Below are 21,412 nucleotides of genomic sequence, written 5' to 3'. Positions count from 1 at the left end.
TTTTACTGTTTCACGGTTAATGACAGCTGCTACTTATCACGCTTCTTACTGCATGCCTGCGTTTCAGCTGAAGCATCGGTAAAGCCAATACTGGCGCTTTCAATAACACTCACCCGCCGCGCTGCCCTAAATGGCCGGGATCCCACGCGGTACAATATCAAAGACGACAATATCAGCAGACATCCCAGTGCTTTGTTCAGCGTGAATACTTCACCGTACCACAGCACGCTGAGCGTCGCTGTCCACACAGGCTCCAGCAACATGATCAATGCCGCATTCGAGGCAGTGATCTGTTTTTGCCCGACCGTTTGCAGAACGTAACGTAGACTGGTGGCCAGCAAAGTACTGAGCGCGAACCAGCCCCAAATAGTCACCGGCACTTGTTCAGGGATGTGCTCAACAGTCAAAGACATCGTCAACGACAACAAGCCAGTAACAAATAGCTGAATGCAGGCCAGCAAGAGGATCGGGATTTGCTGAGCAAACCGGCTGTTTACGTTGAAATGAATCGCCAGCATAAAAGCACAGGCGGCAAACCAGATCTGACTGTCAGACTGCTGCCAGCCGCCGGACAGCGATAACAACGCCATACCCGCCACCGCGACCGGCATCGAAAGCCAGAAGGCACGCGGCGGTTTCTGCCTGAAGAGCACCCAGGCGACAACTGGCACAAACAGCATCGACAGGCTGGCAATAAACGCCCCTTCCGCTAAGGCTTCTGTATTGGACATGGCATGAATCCAGCACATCATGGCCACCCCCAGCAACACCCCCACCAGGGCGGAAAAACCGATGGTTTTCAGCGTGGTGCGCCTGAACGCTGCATAACAAAACGGCAGCAGACACAGTGAAGCGAGCAAAAAACGCATGCCAATAAACAGAAACGGCGGCAAGCCCTGCAGCGTCTCTTTGGAGAAAATCCACCCGATGGCCGCGAGCATAGTCGTCAGCACCAGAATCGCGCTTGCTTTATAGTTTGGATTCAACAGAAACGCTCCTTTTTAGTGCCACAACAGACAATTACACTCGTGTAACACACACGATAACAACCATATCAACACTAAACCGCCGGGCAGGCAATGGTTTCTCTAGGGAGCTGGTAGGAATGTTTTTTCATGCTGGTGAAACGGAGAGATTGAGCGTCAAACATAAAAAATGAACAATTACCCGACTCGGTGAGCACGTATCCAGATATGCGCACAATCCCCTTCTTTGTCGTAACCGATAATAATGAGTTGTTATTATGCGGTACTGCCAAACGTTGTTCTCTGATTTGTTAGTTCTAAGGATGATTTATCATCGCAACACTCAATAATCTCGATTTTACTGACGTACATTAAAAACCTTCTTTTTATTTCAACAGCATACGTATAGAATCAACCTTCTCAACATATTGCATTATAGAGTCTATTCTTTGGGACTCACAACTAACAATAAACAAAATTAACAACGTCAATCCGAGGTTTTTATGCATACCAGACAATTGTGTATATCATCATTAAGAAATGCTGCTTTGATCTGTTTCACAGTTCTGCTCGGCGCATGTTCATCCACTCAAATGGCTGACAAGCAAAGAGACCTGTTACCACCAGATTTAAATAAATACAACCTATACGGTTACCTAGAAAGAGATCCAAACGGAAATTATGTGTTTTCTAAGTTTTCAGCTCAGAAATATGATACTTCTGAGCCATGGGTTAACCTAAGAGACTTTTCACCAGTATTTAAAACAGAGAAAGATGACTGCCATACCGGTGGCATTATTGATGAAACATTTAAAGATGACCAATCTAAGCTTTGTGATGATGAAGCTCTAAGAGACAAATTATTCAAAACATCAACAATTAAAACTGGTGATGTAGTCATGTCTACCGTTGGCAACGCATTTATGACAGCGATGACTATGGGGCTCGCGCTAGGTGATCTTGGAGGATTTTATACTCTTGAATTCGATGAAGACAAATATCAAAAAGCATTGGATCAAGCGATTGAAAACACTAATTTCAATGAACTACTATCCAAGCTTAATAAATTGAACAATGATATATCTGAAAAGAAAGAAAAATTTACTTTTGATGTAAGAAAAAAACAAAATGAACTCACTGGAAAACTAAAAATATCACTAAATGATAAAAGTAAAATTTACCCCAAAAAGTTAAATGGGAATTCAGTCACAATAAACACATCATATGATACAAATCAGCTATCTATTATTTATGGAGAGTTTTTATCTGTTGAAGACCTATATAACAAACTGACACTTAAAGAAACTACCGCACGTTCTCAAACCGAATTCAACCTTAGTTGTGATTATTCACAGTTTAATGGTTGGTCATATGAAGAAACTGGATGCGGTCAAAAATTTAGCTTTTCAGATATGAAAATTCTACCTGTCAAATTCACAATCAACCATAAAAATGAATTTTACGTGGATTATTTACCTCCTTTAAAAGACTCATTAGTTGAAGTAAAGTTATCAGAAAACAAAGTTCAACTAACAAATAAAACCGACAAATACATAAAAATCGATTCATTATCAATGTATGTTAATAATGACATAGAAACTAAAAGAGATATAAACATAGAAATCCCCCCTCACGCCACAAGTTATGTCGCTAATCTAAAAGATTTCCACTCATCAGTGCAACTGATGACACTCCGCAGTGTTAACTATAAGACTTTGCAAAAACCACTTCGCTTAGGTGCTGCTATAAAATATCGAGTTACAGATACTAACAAAGAACGGACTTTATATAAGGTTGAAAGCATAAAGCCATTTAGTCAATACAACCCTTCATAATAAACCCAAAAAAGGTGTTGCTAATAATCACTAAGCAACACCTTTTAATCAAAACAGGTAGAATAATTAAAACCACGAACACATATAATGAAGTCACATAACACCCATCATCAATAGAGAAATCAAGTATCCTGTGAATCAATAATATATTTCCTTTCATTGCGTTATAAAAATCTTAAGTAAAACCTTTCGTCAACTTAGATATCATGCAATCACCACGTTGAACACAGTCCCAGTCACTTTGTTCTTCACCTCACCGGTGACCCACAAGAGGCGTCCAGTTTTCCGCCCAGGTATGGTTCGTGCTTTCGCCCATCGCGGCTAAAGAGGTGGTCATAAATTCAATAAACACGCTGACTTTAGCAGGTAAATATTCCCGCTTTGGGTAGATAGCAAACACGCCATTATCAGGCTGTGGCGGCCTGAAATAAGGATATAAGGATACTAAGCTGCCGTTGTTCAAACCCTGTTTTGCAAGAAAGTGAGGTAGCTGAGCAAAGCCCAGACCATCAGCACACATCCCGGCCATGGCTTCGCCATCATCAGTGATATGTGTCCGTTTTAATTCGTAAGGAACATATTCACCCTGCGCATCGGGCAAAAAAATGGGCTGCAGCTGTTGTGTTTCTTGAATACGAAAACCAATCCAGCTGTGCTGATGAAAGTCATTGGCACTTTGGGGGATGCCTTGTGCGGCTAAATAATCTGGCGATGCACAGACAAGAAAGTCCATCGGGCTCAGACGCCGGGCCACCAGGCGGCTGTCCTTGACGTAACCCGTACGCAGCGCGACATCAATATGGTTTTCAATGATATCTGCGTGTAAGTCACTGATTTCAAGATCTAACTGAATAGCTGGGTAACGCTGGCAGAATGCCTGCAGCAAGGGACGAAGATAGAGATGACCATAACAGACGGCCGAGCTGATACGCAGTATACCGCTGGGTGAATCATTCAAATGCTTCAGCTCATCTTCGCAAACGGTGAGATCCTGAATCATCTTGCGCACTGTATCGGCATAGCGCTGACCCGCATCGGTAATTCGCAATTGCCGGGTAGAGCGCTGAAAAAGCGTCAGTCCTAATTGCGCTTCCAGCCGGCTGATTGCCTTACTGACCGTCGATGGATCCGTGTTACAGGTGCGTGCCGCTGCCGCAAAACTCTCACCATCACACGTGGCTAAAAATATTTCTAATGACCTGAGTTTATCCATTCACTGAGCATCAAGCGATTATTCGTTGGCTGACTATAGCAATAAAAATTCATGAATAGTATTCACGACTCAAAGGGATTGGAGCCTGTTTTTCTTCCCTTTTCTGAATCTTAATATTCATGCTCCAACAACAAACCGTATTACATCCATGAGGTTTTATGTTCAGCAAAGTATCCTCCAATCATCCGCTGGCTTATTTTTTCCTGGCATTCATCACGATGGCCGGGCTTTCCTATATTAATTTTCTGCCGGGTGTGGTGAATGCTCTCGCAGGCAGTATTGGTTTTAGCGATGCACAGGCCGGACAGATTGTTGCGCTCAATGGTTACGGGGGCCTTTTGGGTAGCACAATCGCAATATTCCTGGTACGCCGTATGCGTTGGCAGCAGGCCATGTATACCTGCTTACCCATGTTAGCTGTCATAGATACCGGGACGTTATGGATAGAAGACTACAGTGTCATGCTCGGCTGGCGCTTTTTAGCCGGGCTATTCGGTGGGCTTTGTGTCGGTATCGGCTTTTCTGTACTGGCCAGGTTAAACAATGCGGATCGTGCTTTTGGCACCTTGTTACTCATTCAGTTCAACCTGGGCGCTTTGGTGATTTACCTGCTGCCAGCATTCGAAATGCTGCTGGGCGCTTATGCCGTTTTTTATCTCATGGCAGGCTTTGCCTTACTGAGCCTGATTATGATGCTGTTTCTGCCTTCGCTTGCAACTGATCACAAGCCAGTCAAGCAATCGGTATTGTTGTCTGAACTGAATGGAAACGCGGTGTTATTACTGCTAGCCATCACCGCCTATCAGCTTGCTGCCAGTGCCATCTGGACTTATGTCGGACGCATTGGCCTCAATGCAGGCATTCACGCGGATCATGTCAGTCTGTCTATCGCAATGACCGGATTGCTGGGACTGTTGGGAGCTATGCTCCCTGTGATCAGCGGTAACCGTTTTGGTCGGTTATCCTGGGTGATCACGGGTGTGGCTCTGTCGGTCTTTTCTGCGCTCTTGCTGAGCGTCTCACCGCTTACTCCGCTGTTTTATATCACTTCAATGGCGCTGCTGTTTTTTTCCTGGCCTGCAGTTCAGTCTTATTTGTTAGCGGTAACGGCTGACATGGACGGCACAGGCCGTCTTTCAGCGCTGGCGGCTGTTGTTTCTTCTGTCGGTTTAGCGACCGGCCCCCTGCTCGCTGCCGGCTTATTAGATAACGGTAACTTTTCGATCATGCTCTATGCCAGCGCTCTGGTCTTTCTCGCGTGCCTCTTTCTGTTATTCAAGCCTGTCCAGGCACAGGAAAAAGCGGAAAACCCTGTGTTGTCATCTCACTATCAGTCAAATGCGAAGGACCCAATATGATTCGCTATCTGTTGAGCAAAATGCTGCTGACATTCAAAAACCGTTACGATTACGACATTCGTTATCAGCAGGATATTCTGAAAACCGATCTCGGGGCTTTCCTGAAATTTATGGGATTTCAGACCATGTCTTCGCACTCGGGTCATGTGCCCGCTGGGCCGCTCTATGCCGCCAGAATTCGCGCCATTCTCTCGGACGATTGCGGCCCATGTACACAGTTGGCGGTCAATATGGCCCTGGAGGCAAAAATAAGCCCGGAGACTGTACAAGCCATGATTGACAAAGATTTAAACAATCTGCCTGAAGAGATTGCCCTGGTGGTGAACTTTACTGAGTGTGTGCTGGCTCATCACCCTGAAGCGGATGATTATCGTGAAAAAATACTGGCTTTGTGGGGTCCCAAAGGGCTCATTACGATTGGTTTTGCCATCAGTGCTTATCGGGTGTATCCGGCCCTGAAATACACGCTGGGCTACGGGAAAACCTGTCATCGAATTCAGATCAACGCATCATCCATCACACCTGAGCAGGGAGCGGATTTAACCGGAGAGAGGAAGCATGCTGAATAAATGGTGTAACAGAATAGCAGCACTGCTCGGGTTGGCAGCATTGGCTAACGGCGTATTGATGACGATCGCCCCGGAAACCTGGTATTGGATGGTGCCGGGTGTGCCGGACCGTGGACCGTTCAATCAGCATTTTCTGCGCGATATTGGCATGAATTACAGCCTGATCGGTGCCGCTTTTATTTTGGGAGCGATTGACACCAGACATAGCTTGACACTTTGGCTGATGCCAACGGCCTGGTTAACCGGCCATGCCATTTTCCACGTGTGGGAAGTGCTTGCTGGCATCTGCGGGCCTGAATTTCTGATCATTGATTTTGGCGGCGTGACATTGCCTGCATTACTGGCGCTGTGGCTGATTTATACCCGTTATAAGGTACCGGCAAATGAGTAGTGCAAAGCTTGTTTTTTTACTGCTCAGCCTGGGTATCGCCTTGGGAGCAACACTGGCTATCTTAGCCCCCGAACCCAAAGCACTACAACCCAAGACACAACAAGCCATTGAATGGCTGGACAACCCGCGCAGTCTGGACAATTTTAGCCTTGAATCTGCGGCCGGTGCGTTTACGAACCAATCATTACTGGGACATTGGACCATCGTGTTATTTGGCTTTCTCCATTGTCCGGACATCTGCCCGACCAGTTTGGCACAGCTGTCAAAACTCTCTGCAGTTCTGTCAGAAAACCCAGGTAAACATAACGTCGCTTTTGTTTTTGTGTCTGTTGATCCCACGCAGGATTCAGTTGCCGAACTCAGCCAGTACTTACAGTACTTTGATGCTTCAATTCAAGGAGTAACGGGTAGTGAGGCGCAGTTAACTCGTTTGGCAAATAGCCTTGGTATCCGGTTTGAAGTCTCAGAAAACAAAGAAGGCTACAGTGTTGCACATTCCATCAAATTTTCGATAATTGGTCCTGATGGCCTGTTTCACGGGCGGTTTAGCCCGGACTTCGATATGCCCGGATTAGTCCGGGACTTCGCCGCCAAACTAAAACAAACCCCGGATGCACGTACACAGGCTGTAGCAAGGTCGAAATGATACCGCTTACAATTCAATAAGTGTCTTGCCGCTCTTGGGTTTGTAAAAATAAAATCCTTGCATCAAATCAACACCCGCTTTTTTCACCAGTTCAGCCTGGGCCATATCTTCAATCCCTTCGGCAACCACAGTCACCTCCTTCTCGTTACACATATTCACCAGAAATTTCACATAAGTTCGGACGGATGGGTTCTCTGCCATTTTTTTGATAATGGTTTTGTCCAGTTTAAGCTGGGTGAACGGAATAGAAAAAAAAGTATTGAAAGAGGTATAACCCGAACCAAAATCATCCAGGGAAATGGTGAACCCTGCCTGATTCAGTGCCAGCAGTTGTTGTACCGCAAAAGGATTTGATTCAAGAATGACAGACTCGGTCATCTCTATGGTCAGGTTTTCTGGTTGTAATTGATAGTGGCGAACGATGGCCAGAAAATGGGCAACAAAGTCAGGCTGCATCAGTTGCACAACGGATACATTGACCGACGCCTTAATCACGCTGGAGTGAACCTCTCTGTACTGATTTAAAAATTCACAGGCCAGCACAAGCACATGATAACCCAACTCAACAATATCCCCGTTTTCTTCTGCAATGCTGATAAATTCAGTGGGCATGATCTCGCCATAGCGAACACTGTTCCAGCGGATCAGCGATTCTACACTGACGATGTTCCCTGTAGATGCGCAGACAATCGGCTGAAACAACAGATAAAATTCATTGTCAGTGATGGCTTTTTTAATCCCTGTTTCCAAAAAGAGATGACGTTCAATGGCATCTTTTTCATCATCCGCATAAAAAGAAATACAGGCATCTTTTTCTGAGCCGTGCCGCATGATCAGCGTGGATTTATATAAGAGTGATTCTACATTTTCATTCAGGTGTTTATTTTCCATCAACAAATAAACACCCACATTCAATGCCTGTATCCTTGATTGATGAAAAGAGCGAAAGCGTTGCTCAAAATCAGTCAGTACTGCGCCAATCTGTTGTTTTAATACGTCTTCAGAATAAGTACCTTTCTGTAGTACAACAAATTCATCTGATTGAGTTCTATAGACGTTTTCCGAGCCAAAGGCTTCTTTCAGGCACTCAGCACAAAGCAGAATAATCCTGTTCCCCGCCTGATAGCCAAACACATCCATGATTTGGTTGATTTTATTTAAACCAAACGTCATGACCGCCGCCTGACTATAAGCTTCAAGCAAGGTGGTCAGGGTTTCCACTAATTTACGTCTGTTATTCAGGCCAGTCAGTGAATCACAATACGCCAGCTGATACAGCTTATCCTCATAATGTTTCTTTTCAGTGATATCTTTATGAGCGCCGACCATATAGATAATGTTGCCATGCTCATCAGCATGAATCACACCGACCGCTTCAATCCAGTGATAGTCACCCTGTCGGTCACGCACACGATACTGGCTGAGAAAACGTGTTATTTTCTCGGTCACCTGCGTGTTAATATTTTGAATAAACTGGTTTTTATCTTCAGGATGCATGATGGCAATCCACTCATCCAGTGGTGAACCATGTAATGACACATCGAAGTTTTCATAAAAGTGAGTATTATAAAAATTCACCATATTATCCGGCGTCATTTCCCACAGACCTTCACTGCCAGCATCGAATATTTCTAACAACCTATGCTGATTATTAACAACTTTATTGTCGATAATGTCAGATTTCACGTTAAGTCCAGTTGATTGTCTGTAAAAAATGAAGCGCGTAATATACCACACAAGGATAAGCGATTAAAACATCGTCAATAATGAATAATTACTCTCAATAGCAAAACAGTTTAACCTGCTGGTTGCAATTTCATATCTTTTGTGAATAGAAAATAATTTCGGGTTACCTATAAATACCAGCACAAAAAGCCATGTGTTTGAATATTAGTGGATTATAAAATTCAACTCCGTCATAGATTACCCTATACCTCCCGCCTTCTAACCTTGGTAAATATAGGTGTACTACCACCGCTTGCCATCAAAATACTGTGTCAGATGATCGATCAGCCCACGCACTGCAGGCAATAAGTATTCTCTTGACGGATAAAGTGCATAGACAAACATGGATTTGGGCATCCAGTCCTTTAACACTACGGCTAACCTACCTGCTTGAATATCTTCATCAACAAGATACCTGGGTTGCATTGCAACTCCCGCTCCCTCGATTGCCGCGGCTTTCAATACCGTAGCTTCGTTTGAAATAAACCGGCACGACACTTCGACCGATTCAGTGACGTTATTTTTCGTCAGATGCCACACATGCTGCTCGAAACTACGATTGCCGAGGCATTGATGGTGGCTGAGATCTGACGGTGCCCGGATGTCTGGCGACCGCTCAAGATAGGCAGGTGACGCCACCATGACAGAGTCGCAACCTGCGATCGGTTTACCAATTAACGATGGATCCGGCGCCATGGCTATGCGTATGGCTAAATCGAATCTTTCTGCAATCAAATCTGTGACCTGATCGCGGACATCAATCTCAACAGACACCTCAGGATTGAGCACTAAAAACGGCTGGATTGCTTTTGCAAGCTGCGCATGAGCAAAAGACATGCTGGTTGTTAACCGAATATGGCCGCTGAGCCGGTCGGCCGGCTGCAAGGCCACCGCTATGTGCTCGGCCTGCTCAACCCAGAGTTTGATTTCTTTCAGGCATTGCTGGCCCGCGGTGGTTAACGCCACTTTGCGGGTTGTGCGCTGTAGCAGCCGGGTCTTCATCCACTCTTCCATGGTGGCGATATAGCGGGTCACCATGGAGCGGGACATTTCCAGTCGCTCTGCTGTCGTGGTGAAACTTTCGGTCGTGGCGACATCAATAAACACTTTTGCTGCCGTGAGTCTGTCCATTCATTTGTCCGATTTAAGAAACAATGTTGTTGAAAATTGATTCTATATCCAACCAAATGAAATCACTATCATGCATGCCATTCCCAATGACATTCGCTGGAGCGAACACATGAAAAAGACATGCTTAATGGCAGCCTCGCTTGTCACACTTTCTACCGCCACGCTGGCCGAAGCGGCGCCGCTCTCAACCCAGGTCTACAATGCCGATGGCAACAGCTTTCATGTCAATGCCACGCTGGTCTATGGCGAGCATGACGCCCTGCTGGTCGATACCGGTTTTACCCGCGCCGATGCCATGCGTATCGCCGCGATGGTGCTCGACAGCGGTAAAACACTGAAAACCATTTTTATCAGCCAGGCCGATCCGGATTACTACTTTGGCGCACAAGTGCTCAAAGAGCAGTTTCCTGAAGCGCGCCTGATCACCACGCCTGCAGTACGTGCGGTGATCAAAGAGAAGATGGCGGGCAAACTGGCCTTCTGGACTCCAAAAATGGGTGAGAATGCGCCCGTGAAAACCTTGCTCCCTGAGGCGTACACACAAACCACTTTAACGGTTGACGGCGAAACCATTGAAATTCGTGATACCCAAGGCGAGCTGGCGCACCGCCCTTACCTGTGGATCCCGTCCAGCAAAACCGTGCTGGGCAATGTGGCCGTATACGGTAACGTTCACCTGTGGATGGCTGACGCACAGACACCTGCTGAACAAACCGCCTGGACACAACAACTGGAAGCCATGCAGGCTCTGGAGCCGCACACTGTCATTCCAGGCCATATGAAAGCGGGCACGCCCATGACTGCTGAAAACATCACGTTTACACTGAACTACCTGAAGGCATTTCAGCAAACCGTCAAAGCCAGCGAAAACAGTCAGCAAGTCATCGAGACCATGGAAAAACGCTACCCGGATGCGGGCCTGCCGATGGCGCTGAGCATTGGTGCAAAAGTTCACAAGGGAGAGATGAAATGGTAAACGCAGCTGTGACAGTCCATTACTTTTACGACCCGCTTTGCGGCTGGTGCTACGGTGCAGCCCCGCTCATCGAACACCTGGCTGAACGCAATGATATAAAGCTCGAACTGCATCCCGGTGGTTTGTTCAACCACCGAACGATAGACCAAGCGAGCCGCAGACATTTTCTCGACAGTGATCAGCGTATTCATGCCCTGAGCGGCGTCACCTTTGGCGATGCCTATCTGGCAAAAATGCGTAAAACCGACACTGTGATACTTGATTCGATGTTGCCGATCCGTGCCATTCTGGCGGCCGGGCAATGCGGAAAATCAGGGTTAGAGATGCTCAAACGGATCCAGGTTGCCCATTATCAGCAGGGAAAAACCGCACATGCCCCTGCAGTACTGGCGGAGTTGGCACAGGCAATGGGGATTGACGCTGATGTCTGGCACGCAACATTCGAATCAACGAATGAACAGGATGCTATCTCAGAATCAACCCAGCAAATGATTCAGTATCAGCTTCAGGGTTATCCATCAATGATGGTGGAAAAGCAGGGAATAAGACAGTCGGTCCCGGTGCAGTCATTCTTTGGCAAACTGGATGCATGGGATGGTTTTCTGAACCGCCTGTCTGAAAACGGCTGAACTCAATAGAGGTGAGATCAAAAAACCCAGCCTGAAAGCTGGGTTTCTTATGTCTTGCAGGACCAAAGTGAAAACATCACTTCAATCAAATATGGAGGCGCGTCCCGGAGTCGAACCGAGGTCCACGGATTTGCAATCCGCTGCATAGCCACTCTGCCAACGCGCCATTTTGTGATACCGCTTCATTGTTGCGGTGTGGGTGCTAATTTACTGATTTTAAAATTTGAGTCAAACACTAATTAGTCTTTTGCGTTTATTTGCTCAAATTTTCTCTCAACCAGTTAAAAACTGCACCAAAGTGCTGATGTCACCGATAAAACAAAGGCCGGTCAGTGACCGGCCTTCAATTTTTTTACTTGGCTGAATCTTAATTCACCGACCACTGAGACAAGGAACGTTTGAAGTCTTCGTAGCCGAATTCATTCAACTTCTGCACTTCGCCATTCGCACGCTGGCAGTAAATCGACGGCATTTTCAGGCCGTTGAACCAGTTCAGTTTCACCATGGTGTAGCCAGCACTGTCCATAATGTGAAGACGCTGACCAATTTCCAGCGGCTGATCAAACTGGGTGACACAGAACTGATCACCAGCCAGACATGAACAACTGCCAATCACGTAACGGTGATCACCGCTCTCGCTTGCGCCGCGGATCGAAGCCGGTTCGTTATAGATTAAGGTATCTAAACGGTGCGCTTCGGTTGCACTGTCAACGATGGCTGTTTTGAGCTCGTTTTCGACGATATCAACAACCGTCACCACCAGATCAGTGGTTTGCGTAATGATGGCTTCACCCGGCTCCAGATAAAGCTGAACGCCGTGTTTTTCAGAAAACGCTTTCAGTGCTGCGGCCAGTTTCTCAACATCATAGCCCGGCCAAGTGAAGAAGACACCGCCACCCAGGCTCACCCATTTCAGCTGGTCCAGATACGTACCGAACTGTGCAGAAATGTCATCCAGCAAACGAATAAAGGCATCCACATCTTTGTTTTCACAATTCATGTGGAACATCACGCCGTCAATAGTGCTAAATACTTCCGGGTTGATGTGATTGATCTGAACACCCAGACGGGAGAACTGACGCGCCGGGTCGGCCAGATCCTGACCTGCATAGCTGACACCCGGATTCAGACGCAGGCCCAGCTCCGCCTTGCCTTCCACCAGATGACGGTGCGCAGCCAGCTGATTTTGCGAGTTAAAAATCATTTTATCGCAGATATCCGCGACTTCTTTCACGTCATCTTCGCTGTAACCCACGCTGTAAGCGTGCGTTTCACCGCCGAAGGTGTCATAACCCAGCTTCACTTCAAACGGGCCGCTGCTGGTTGTGCCGTCCAGATACGGTTTGATGATGTCGAACACACCCCAGGTAGAAAAGCATTTCAGGGCCAGAACCAGTTTCACACCGGACAATTCTTTCAGTTTCTTGGCGATTTCAAGATTGCGGATTAGTTTGCTCTCATCAATCATGAAATACGGGGTTTTTAATTCAGGATGCTGCATATTCTAAGCTTCTATCTAAAGAAGCCGGTGTCGTTTCCAACGCCGGCTTGAATATGGTGAACTCAACAGTCTGTGACTTACTTGAGAATATTAATCAGTGGCTGGCGAGGTTCCAGCTCCTGAACATGCCAGTCCAGGCCAATTTTCGGCATGGTTGCCAGGAACGGGTCCGGATCCAGCTGCTCCATATTGAACACACCGGCATCGGCCCATTTTCCAGCAAAGAACTGCAATGCCGCAGTGATTGCAGGAACACCTGTGGTGTAGGCAATCGCCTGATGCTCAACATCTTTGTAAGCCACTTCATGATCAGCGTTGTTGTAGATGAACACACTGCGCGGCTCGCCACTTTTGGTGCCCTGCACCCAGGTACCGATACAGGTTTTGCCTGTGTAACCCGGCGCCAGTGTGGTTGGATCTGGCAACAAAGCTTTCAGCACTTTCAGTGGCTCAACCACAGTACCGTCACCCAGCGTGACAGGATCAGGACTCAGCAAACCGATGTCGCGCATGCAGTTGAAATAGTTCAGGTAACGATCACCAAAACCCATCCAGAATTCGATGCGTTTGGCAGGGATGAATTCTATCATTGAACGCACTTCGTCGTGCGCCATGGAGTACACTTTTTGCGAGCCGACCAGCGGAAAATCAAATTCCATCATGCGGGTGTGGCAGCCAACCTGCTTCCACTCACCGTCTTCCCAGTAGAAAGAGTCGCCCTGAATTTCCAGCATGTTGGTTTCAGGATCAAAATTGGTCGCAAATTTCTTACCGTGATCGCCAGCGTTGACGTCCATCACGTCGATTGAATCAATCTCATCAAACAGGTGCTTCACTGCATAGGCAGCAAATACGCTCACGACGCCCGGATCGAAGCCAGCGCCCAAAATACCTGTGATACCTGCTTCTGCAAATTTGTCACGGAAAGCCCACTGAGGGTCATAGGCTTCTGGCACTTGCTGACCTTCGCTACACAGGTCAACCGCCACTGATGTATCCAGATAGGACACTTTCGCCTGATAACAGGCTTCCATGATTGCAACGTTAACCCAAGGAGGACCAGCGTTAATTACAAGATCTGGCTGAACCTCTTTGATCAGTGCCACCAGGGCATCGACATCGTCAGCATCCACGGCACGAGCCTCAAGCTTCTTGCCTGGATCTTTCATATTGTTGCGACCCTTGATGGATTCAATGATCTGTTCGCACTTGTTCACAGTACGCGAAGCGATAGTAATATCACCTAACACATCATTGTTTTGAGCAGCTTTATGGGCAATAACCCAGCCAACACCCCCAGCACCGATTTGTAAAATTGCCATTTAATTTATTCCGTCTTCTTCAGATAAAACATTGGCTTGCTCCAGCCCCACTGGAGCAAGCCACGTCACTCAGTCAACCAGTGAACAAGCAAGCTGGTTAACTTCATTGAGCAGGTTCTCAAAATCTGCCATGGTCAGACATGGGTTGAGAATCGTAAGCTTGAGGGCAATTTTGCCATCAACTACGGTTTCACCCAATACTGCAACACCTTTCACCAGGGCCTCAAAACGCAATTTTTTGTTCAATTGGTCCAGATCAGCCTCTGTATTGCCAACATGGCGGAACAGTACCGTCGACAGCGCAGGATCTGCCAGCAGTTCAAACTCTTCTGACTGGTTGATCATGTCTGCAACCTGTTGCGTCTGACCCAGCAGGTGGTCATACATCGCACCCAGTGAATGAGTCCCGACAGCTTGCATTGTCATCAATACTTTCAGTGCATCAAAACGCTTGGTGGTCGCGATAGACTTATCAACCAGGTTTGGTACGACATCGTCTTCACGGTTCAGGTAATCCGCATGATGCAGCAGATACTTGAAGTTACTCTTGTCTTTGATGATCACCGCACCACAGCTGATTGGTTGATAGAACAGCTTGTGGAAGTCCACGCTAATCGAATCCGCACGCTCAATGCCGTGCAGACGCGTTTTGTGACGGCTCAGAATCAGCGCACCACCGTAAGCACCATCGACATGCAGCCACATATTATGCTGAGCCGCGATATCTGCCAGACCATCCAGATCATCGATTGCACCGTGATCTGTGGTACCCGCTGTACCGACTACGGCAAACGGCAGCAAACCATCGCGCTTCAGCTCATCAATACGCGTCACCAGCGATGCCAGTTTAATGGTGCCGTCCGGATGTGTATCCACGGTTTCTACCGCGTGCTCACCCAGGCCCATCAGCGACGCTGACTTCTGCACGGTGAAGTGCGATTTCTTCGAGCACAGAATGCGCATCTTGCCGGCATACTCAGGCAGACCTTGCTTCTGAATGTTATGACCCGACTGGATATCTGCAAAGCGATCACGTGCCAGCAGCAAGCCCATCAGGTTGCTCTGCGTACCACCACTGGTGAAGACACCATCCGCTTGCTTGTCATAACCGTAGACACCGCACAGCCAGTCGACAACTTTCTGCTCCACAAAGGTCGCAGCGGTAGACTGATCCCATGAATCCATGGATTGATTCAGGGCAGCAATGAATGCTTCAGCCGCGACAGCCGGCACCAGAGGTGGCGTGTGCAGGTGCGCAATGCAATTCGGATGCTGAACAATGATTGAGTTTTTAGCAATCAGTTCGCCCGCCTGGTCAATCACGGCATCCAGCGGCAGTTGCTGATCATTCAATTCGATATTGTTGATCAGGTTTTTCAGCACCTGCGGCTCCATACCTGAGTATGGCGCTGTGGTACTTTCAAAAACTTGCTTCAGAACTTTAGTTGTCTGGTTCAGCGCCGCTTCAAACTGATCCGCACCGCCTTCACCGGTCTGGATGAAGAAAGAGCGCCATTTGTCGGCATCGCTTACTGCTGACTTTTCAACCACTTTTGCAGGACCGGCAGTGGCGATAATCGCTTTGCTCAGTGCATCCAGTGCGAAGTCAATCTGCTCCAGGCTGATGATCAAAGGTGGCAGGAAGCGCAGGACAGAACCCTGACGGCCGCCTTTCTCAATGATCAGGCCACGCTCCAGCGCAGCACGCTGAATTTGCATGGTCAGTTGCGGATCCGCTTCCGGCTCACCGAATTTGTTTTTCTTACCGCCTTTGACGATCTCAACACCCAGCATCAGGCCTTTGCCACGCACTTCGCCGATACAATCAACATAAGTCGCAATACGCTCCAGACCTTCACGCAGGTACTGACCTGCCACGCGGGCATGCTCAACCAGGTTGTCACGACGGATAATTTCCAGCGCTTTTGCACCGGTTGCCATCGCCAGTTGGTTGCCACGGAATGTGCCCGTGTGCTCGCCCGGACGCCAGGTATCAACCGATTTATCAAATACCAGCAGAGACATTGGCAGACCACCGCCCACAGCTTTCGACAAGCACAGGATGTCCGGGGTAATGCCTGATTCTTCAAACGCAAAATTGAAACCGGTTTTACCAATACCACACTGAATTTCATCAAAAATCAGCAGAATACCGTGTTCTTTGGTAATACGGCGCAGTTCACGCAGCCAGAATGCAGGAGCAGGAATCACACCACCCTCACCCTGTACCGGTTCCACAATGATTGCAGCCGGTTTTTGTACACCGCTTTCATCATCGTTCAGCATGCGCTCCAGATAACGCAGGGTTTGTTTCGCACCTTCATCACCGCCGATACCAAACGGGCAGCGCATGCTGTACGGGAACGGCATGAAGTGGACGTCAGCCATCAGACCCTGGCGACGTGCCTTGGTGTTCAGGTTGCCCATCATGGCCATCGTACCGTTGGTCATCCCGTGATACGCACCATGGAAAGCCATCATCACGTTGCGGCCAGTGGTTTGCTTGGCCAGCTTAATGGCAGCTTCTACAGCGTCTGCACCAGACGGACCGCAGAATTGAATGCGAGCATTGGCAGCAAACTCATCCGGCAGGAAGTTCATCACTTCACGGATAAATTTATCTTTTACGGGTGTCGTCATGTCCAGCGTCTGATACGGAATACCCGCATTCAGCTGGTCAATGATTGCTTGGTTAATCTCAGGATGGTTGTAACCCAGAGCCAGAGTACCTGCGCCTGCCAGGCAGTCCAGAAAGACCTGGCCACGACTGTCTTCAACCAACACACCTGTCGCTTTCATAATCGCCAACGGCAAACGACGCGGATAAGAGCGAACTTCCGACTCATAGTGCTCCTGACTGAGCAGCAACTCATCTGGGGTCAGGTCATACAGGTCATGAACAACAGGAACATTGGACGCATGCTTGACATCGTCAAAATCAAACACATTACTCATTGGTTTTTAATCCAAAATAGTGAAGCCCACCAAAGGTGGTACTTTTGAGTATAAAAGACATTGATAAGTCAGTGACTTACCGGTAACGCGCACTCAGCACACAACTAACAGTCCCAGCGATAAGCATCACTGTGGTTTGATAGATAGTCAGCTGAAGACATGGTGATCGGACGATCAAGGCTCAGTAATAATACTGCAATTGGGTAAGACAAAGCTGATTCGGGTTAGAGACGTAAAAGTATTCACAGTTGGGTTCCCTCAATGATGCCCTTGCTTCAATACGCAAGACTGCACTATTAATGCCCTTCTACTGACAGCGCCAATCGCCGGCAGTACCTACGGATCGTCAACATGCAATCAGCCTGAGTTCATGATGACGGATGTGTCTCAGATATGTTGCCCCCTGAGATTGCGCGAAAAATAACATATTGCGCTTTTCATTGCCAAGCAGAATTTACGATCGAATAAAAAAATTCATCTACTTTGTTTCAACACACTGGTTACAAGATTAAAAGAAAAGCGGCCATGGCCGCTTTCTGCAAAAAGGTAGGTGATTGTTCTGTCACATGTTATCAGGATGGAGTAAATCACCCTTCGCGGCTTTCAGGTACAGATACATTGACCAGTAAGTCAAAATTGTTGCAATGTACAGCGAAATAAATCCGATGGTTTCCAGCCACTCATTGGGATGCCAGAGCAACATCACCAGTGCGAACATCTGAGACGCCGTTTTCACTTTGCCCACCCAGGAAACAGCGATACTGGAGCGTTTCCCCAGCTCTGCCATCCACTCTCTGAGTGCAGAAATGATAATTTCACGGCCAATCATAGTCATGGCTGGAATCGTCACCCAAACCGAATGGTAATTTTCAGTCACCAGGACTAATGCCGCAGCCACCATGACTTTATCGGCAACCGGATCGATAAAAGCACCGAATCTTGAGGTCTGGTCCAGCTTACGGGCCAGGTAACCATCAAACCAATCAGTGATCCCTGCAATCGTGAAAATGAGAGCCGTAGCAAACGGTGACCATTCGTAAGGCAGGTAGAAGGTAATCACGAAGAATGGAATGAGCACCAGCCTGACGAAACTCAGGATATTTGGAATTGTTAAGCGCATATTGTTCGTTCTTATGTTTAACGTATTGTGCCTGCCAACGAAAGCCTTTCCGCTGTAAGCAGACCTAAGGGTGCCGCAAAGCTAGCCGTGTTGCAATGCGTCATATATTTTTTCGGCCAGAGATCGGCTTATGCCCGGCACTTTTTCAATTTCTTCCCTGCTTGCGCGTTTCAGTTCCTGTAATCCCCCCATATACTTCAACAATGCCTGTCTGCGTTTCGGCCCGATCCCTTCCACATCTTCCAGTGTACTCCGTTTACGGACTTTTCCGCGCTGCGCCCTGTGACCACTGATCGCATGGTCATGGCTTTCATCACGAATATGCTGAATGAGATGCAGCGCCGGCGCATCGCTTGGTAATGAAAATTCTTCCCCGGTGACCAGTAGCAAGGTTTCCAGGCCGGGTTTGCGGGTCGTGCCCTTCGCCACCCCCACCAGCAATGGCTTTTTCGGCCAGTCACTGCACAAGGGGTTCACCACTTCATGGGCTCGGGAAAGCTGTCCTTTGCCCCCGTCGATGAAAATGATATCGGGGATCTTATCCGGATCAATCTGTTTACTGTATCGACGATGTAATACTTGTCCCATCGCAGCATAATCATCGCCACCCGTGATACCGGTAATATTGAATCGGCGATACTCTGCTTTGATCGGCCCTTCCTGATTGAAGACAACACAAGACGCTACCGTTTTCTCGCCCATCGTATGGCTGATGTCAAAGCATTCCATACGGGAAAGTGAGTCTAGTCCCAGCAATTCACGCAGTTCGGTCACACGCTGATGAACCGTCATTTTATGGTTGAGTTTGCTGGTTAATGCTGTCAGGGCATTGGTGTGTGCCAGTTTCAGGTAGCGGGCACGATAGCCCCGGGCCTGTGAGCGCAGGTCGACTTTTCGGCCAGCGACTTCAGTCAGCGCGGCAGACAGAGCCGGCTGTTCATCGCCCAATGACTCACTGACAAGAATCACAGAAGGAATGGTCCGCCCTTCTGCCTGATTGAAATAGAACTGACTGATGAAGCTGGTGATCACTTCATTGATATCCGTATCAGCCGGCATCCGCGGAAAATAGCTTCGGCTGCCCAGCACCTTGCCCTGACGGATAAACAACGCATGAATACACGCCATGCCTTTGTCTTGTGCAATCCCGATAACATCCAGATCATCGTCGCTGTCCTGACTGACAAATTGTTGCTCCTGAATTCGGCGCAAGGCTTGAATCTGATCCCGGTAACGCGCGGCCTTTTCAAACGCAAGCTGCTGACTGGCCACTTCCATTTTGTCCACCAGCGAAGTGATCACCTGGCGGTCTTTGCCCTGTAAGAAAAGGCGCACAAAATTGACCTGCTCTGTATAGTCCTCATCGCTGACGAGTCCCTTGACACAAGGACCGAGACAACGGCCAATCTGGTACATCAGACAGGGACGGCTGCGATTGGCGTAGACCGAATCTTCACATTGCCGGATCGGAAAGATTTTCTGGAGCAGGTGCAGACTTTGGCGAACAGCGCCTGAATCCGGATACGGGCCGAAGTATTCGCCTTTGCGTTTCTTTGCCCCCCGGTGAACCGCCAGTTTCGGATGATGCTGGCCGCTCAGAAAAATATAGGGGTAAGACTTATCATCACGCAGCAGGACATTGTATTTGGGCAGGTACTGCTTGATGTAGTTATGCTCGAGGATCAGCGCTTCTGTTTCGGTGTGCGTCACCGTGACATCGATTTTACAGATGTTGCGAACCAGTGCCCGGGTCTTTTCACTCGACACCTGAACACGGAAGTAACTGGCCAGCCGTTTTTTCAGATCTTTGGCTTTACCGACATAAATAACGTCACCAGCCTGGTCATACATTCGGTATACACCAGGCTGGTTTGTGACTGATTTCAGGAAACTTTTTGCATCGAACGTTTCTGACACTACAAGGTCTCTGTGTCTAACATGCCATGACGAATTGCAAGATGGGTCAGTTCAACATCGCCATTGATATCCAGTTTATTGAACAAACGATAACGGTAGCTGTTTACCGTTTTCGGGCTTAGGTTCAATTGCTCGGAAATCTCGGTCACTTTCTGACCTTTGGTAATCATCATCATGATTTGTAATTCACGCTCAGATAAATCCTTAAACGGGTTCTCTGAGTTGGAAGCAAACTGGCTCAGCGCCATTTGTTGTGCAATTTCCGGCGAAATATAACGCTGGCCGCTGTTGACCGTACGAATCGCGTTAACCATTTCATCCGCTCCGGCCCCTTTGGTCAGGTAACCGCAAGCACCGGCTTGCATCACTTTAGTCGGGAATGGGTTTTCCGTATGGACGGTCAGCACGATAATCTTCACATCCGGATTGAAGCGAAGGATCTTTCGCGTCGCTTCCAGCCCACCAATGCCTGGCATATTCATATCCATCAGGATTATGTCGGCATGCTCGTTTCGACACCACTTGACGGCGTCCTCACCACTGATGGCTTCCCCTACCACTTTAATACCACGGACATCTTCCAGAAGACGTCGGATCCCTGTGCGAACCAGTTCGTGATCATCTACAAGGAATACATTGATCAAGCTGTATCTCCAATATGATTTGGCTCTGCACCCTGCCGGAATTGGCGGGATAACTTTTGCTGATAGTACCCAATTTTGCCTGAACTTGGAATGTTCTCACAGACTGTTTATGTGTAAAAGCACACGAATGACGCATCGTATTAAGCCACATAAACGCATGAAAACATCCTGTTTCAGCCTGTTAAGTCAAAAACATACAGGGACAGTAACCTATGAAGCAGTGCAGAATAATATTCAGTATTACCGGGCTGTTATAATCCACAAAATAAAAAAATGCTACTCCCGTATTCATTCATCTTATTTATACTCATGCCCTAATTTATCTATTTCAGCCTCTTTGATGAAGCTGGCTGGCTTTTCACAGACTCTTAACATCGGTAGTACTGAAACTATCAAAAAACACACCGCCCGACCCAGCCAGTCCTCTGCTCTGTCTGACCCCTCACCGCGGCTTTCCCTTAACTTCAGTTTAGTTCAGCCCGCCTGTTCAATACGGCATGCTACCGTAAAAAAGC

Annotated in this window: 17 protein-coding genes and 1 tRNA gene; 7 read left to right on the top strand and 11 right to left on the bottom strand. The window is 47.7% G+C overall.

Annotation, left to right across the window (positions count from 1 at the left end; genetic code table 11):
• Positions 1–29 precede the first annotated feature (29 nt).
• Entirely contained in the window at positions 30–989 is a 960-nt protein-coding gene (locus LN341_RS06655; protein ID WP_082095658.1) for a DMT family transporter, read from the bottom strand.
• A 479-nt stretch (positions 990–1,468) separates the two neighbouring features.
• On the opposite strand from LN341_RS06655, the gene LN341_RS06650 reads away from it, so the two are divergent.
• Positions 1,469–2,800: a hypothetical protein gene (locus LN341_RS06650; RefSeq protein ID WP_234204487.1), complete on the top strand. Its 1,332-nt coding sequence runs from the start codon at positions 1,469–1,471 to the stop codon at positions 2,798–2,800.
• A 253-nt stretch (positions 2,801–3,053) separates the two neighbouring features.
• Here the strand turns inward: LN341_RS06650 and LN341_RS06645 are convergent, their stop codons facing one another.
• Entirely contained in the window at positions 3,054–4,013 is a 960-nt protein-coding gene (locus tag LN341_RS06645) for a LysR family transcriptional regulator (RefSeq protein ID WP_234204486.1), read from the bottom strand.
• 158 nt (positions 4,014–4,171) lie between these two features.
• On the opposite strand from LN341_RS06645, the gene LN341_RS06640 reads away from it, so the two are divergent.
• From LN341_RS06640 to LN341_RS06625, 4 genes are read left to right on the top strand one after another with little or no spacing between them, the layout of a single operon-like run.
• Entirely contained in the window at positions 4,172–5,371 is a 1,200-nt protein-coding gene (locus LN341_RS06640) for an MFS transporter (RefSeq protein ID WP_234204485.1), read from the top strand.
• Positions 5,368–5,940: a hypothetical protein gene (locus LN341_RS06635; RefSeq protein WP_234204484.1), complete on the top strand. Its 573-nt coding sequence runs from the start codon at positions 5,368–5,370 to the stop codon at positions 5,938–5,940. The genes LN341_RS06640 and LN341_RS06635 overlap by 4 nt, the downstream gene beginning before the upstream one ends.
• Positions 5,930–6,331, top strand: coding sequence for a hypothetical protein (locus LN341_RS06630; protein ID WP_234204483.1), 402 nt, complete (start codon positions 5,930–5,932; stop codon positions 6,329–6,331). The genes LN341_RS06635 and LN341_RS06630 overlap by 11 nt, the downstream gene beginning before the upstream one ends.
• Positions 6,324–6,977, top strand: a complete 654-nt coding sequence (locus LN341_RS06625) for an SCO family protein (RefSeq protein ID WP_052729868.1) — start codon at positions 6,324–6,326, stop codon at positions 6,975–6,977. The genes LN341_RS06630 and LN341_RS06625 overlap by 8 nt, the downstream gene beginning before the upstream one ends.
• A gap of 6 nt (positions 6,978–6,983) precedes the next feature.
• Here the strand turns inward: LN341_RS06625 and LN341_RS06620 are convergent, their stop codons facing one another.
• On the bottom strand, positions 6,984–8,663 hold the full coding sequence (locus tag LN341_RS06620) for a bifunctional diguanylate cyclase/phosphodiesterase (protein WP_234204482.1): 1,680 nt from the start codon (positions 8,661–8,663) through the stop codon (positions 6,984–6,986).
• 282 nt (positions 8,664–8,945) lie between these two features.
• The gene (locus LN341_RS06615; RefSeq protein ID WP_234204481.1) at positions 8,946–9,833 is read right to left on the bottom strand and encodes a LysR family transcriptional regulator; all 888 of its coding nucleotides are present in this window, start codon (positions 9,831–9,833) and stop codon (positions 8,946–8,948) included.
• Between the two features lie 109 nt (positions 9,834–9,942).
• On the opposite strand from LN341_RS06615, the gene LN341_RS06610 reads away from it, so the two are divergent.
• Both LN341_RS06610 and LN341_RS06605 read left to right on the top strand, forming a co-directional pair.
• A complete protein-coding gene (locus LN341_RS06610; protein WP_234204480.1) occupies positions 9,943–10,809 on the top strand; it encodes an MBL fold metallo-hydrolase in 867 nt (288 codons plus the stop codon).
• Entirely contained in the window at positions 10,803–11,438 is a 636-nt protein-coding gene (locus LN341_RS06605) for a DsbA family protein (protein ID WP_234204479.1), read from the top strand. The genes LN341_RS06610 and LN341_RS06605 overlap by 7 nt, the downstream gene beginning before the upstream one ends.
• A gap of 92 nt (positions 11,439–11,530) precedes the next feature.
• On the opposite strand, the gene LN341_RS06600 is transcribed toward LN341_RS06605, so the two are convergent.
• From LN341_RS06600 to uvrY, 7 genes are all read right to left on the bottom strand, one after another.
• Positions 11,531–11,604, bottom strand: a tRNA-Cys gene (locus tag LN341_RS06600).
• 201 nt (positions 11,605–11,805) lie between these two features.
• Positions 11,806–12,939 carry a carboxynorspermidine decarboxylase gene (gene nspC / locus LN341_RS06595; protein WP_046219210.1) on the bottom strand — a complete coding sequence of 378 codons (1,134 nt, stop codon included), beginning with the start codon at positions 12,937–12,939 and terminating at the stop codon, positions 11,806–11,808.
• A gap of 77 nt (positions 12,940–13,016) precedes the next feature.
• The gene (locus LN341_RS06590) at positions 13,017–14,261 is read right to left on the bottom strand and encodes a carboxynorspermidine synthase (RefSeq protein WP_234204478.1); all 1,245 of its coding nucleotides are present in this window, start codon (positions 14,259–14,261) and stop codon (positions 13,017–13,019) included.
• Positions 14,262–14,330: 69 nt separating this feature from the next.
• Positions 14,331–17,216 (bottom strand): pyridoxal phosphate-dependent class III aminotransferase, encoded by a 2,886-nt coding sequence (locus LN341_RS06585; protein WP_234204477.1) that lies wholly within the window; start codon positions 17,214–17,216, stop codon positions 14,331–14,333.
• A 562-nt stretch (positions 17,217–17,778) separates the two neighbouring features.
• Positions 17,779–18,336: a CDP-diacylglycerol--glycerol-3-phosphate 3-phosphatidyltransferase gene (gene pgsA / locus LN341_RS06580; RefSeq protein WP_046219213.1), complete on the bottom strand. Its 558-nt coding sequence runs from the start codon at positions 18,334–18,336 to the stop codon at positions 17,779–17,781.
• Between the two features lie 81 nt (positions 18,337–18,417).
• Positions 18,418–20,187: an excinuclease ABC subunit UvrC gene (gene uvrC, locus LN341_RS06575; protein WP_046219573.1), complete on the bottom strand. Its 1,770-nt coding sequence runs from the start codon at positions 20,185–20,187 to the stop codon at positions 18,418–18,420.
• 65 nt (positions 20,188–20,252) lie between these two features.
• Entirely contained in the window at positions 20,253–20,897 is a 645-nt protein-coding gene (gene uvrY, locus LN341_RS06570; protein WP_027252441.1) for a UvrY/SirA/GacA family response regulator transcription factor, read from the bottom strand.
• Between the last annotated feature and the right edge of the window lie 515 nt (positions 20,898–21,412).

The sequence above is a fragment of the Photobacterium sp. TLY01 genome (genome assembly GCF_021432065.1).
Taxonomy (GTDB): domain Bacteria; phylum Pseudomonadota; class Gammaproteobacteria; order Enterobacterales; family Vibrionaceae; genus Photobacterium; species Photobacterium halotolerans_A.
The sequence above is the reverse complement of the archived record's forward strand: the minus strand, read 5'-3'. Positions and strand labels throughout refer to the sequence as shown.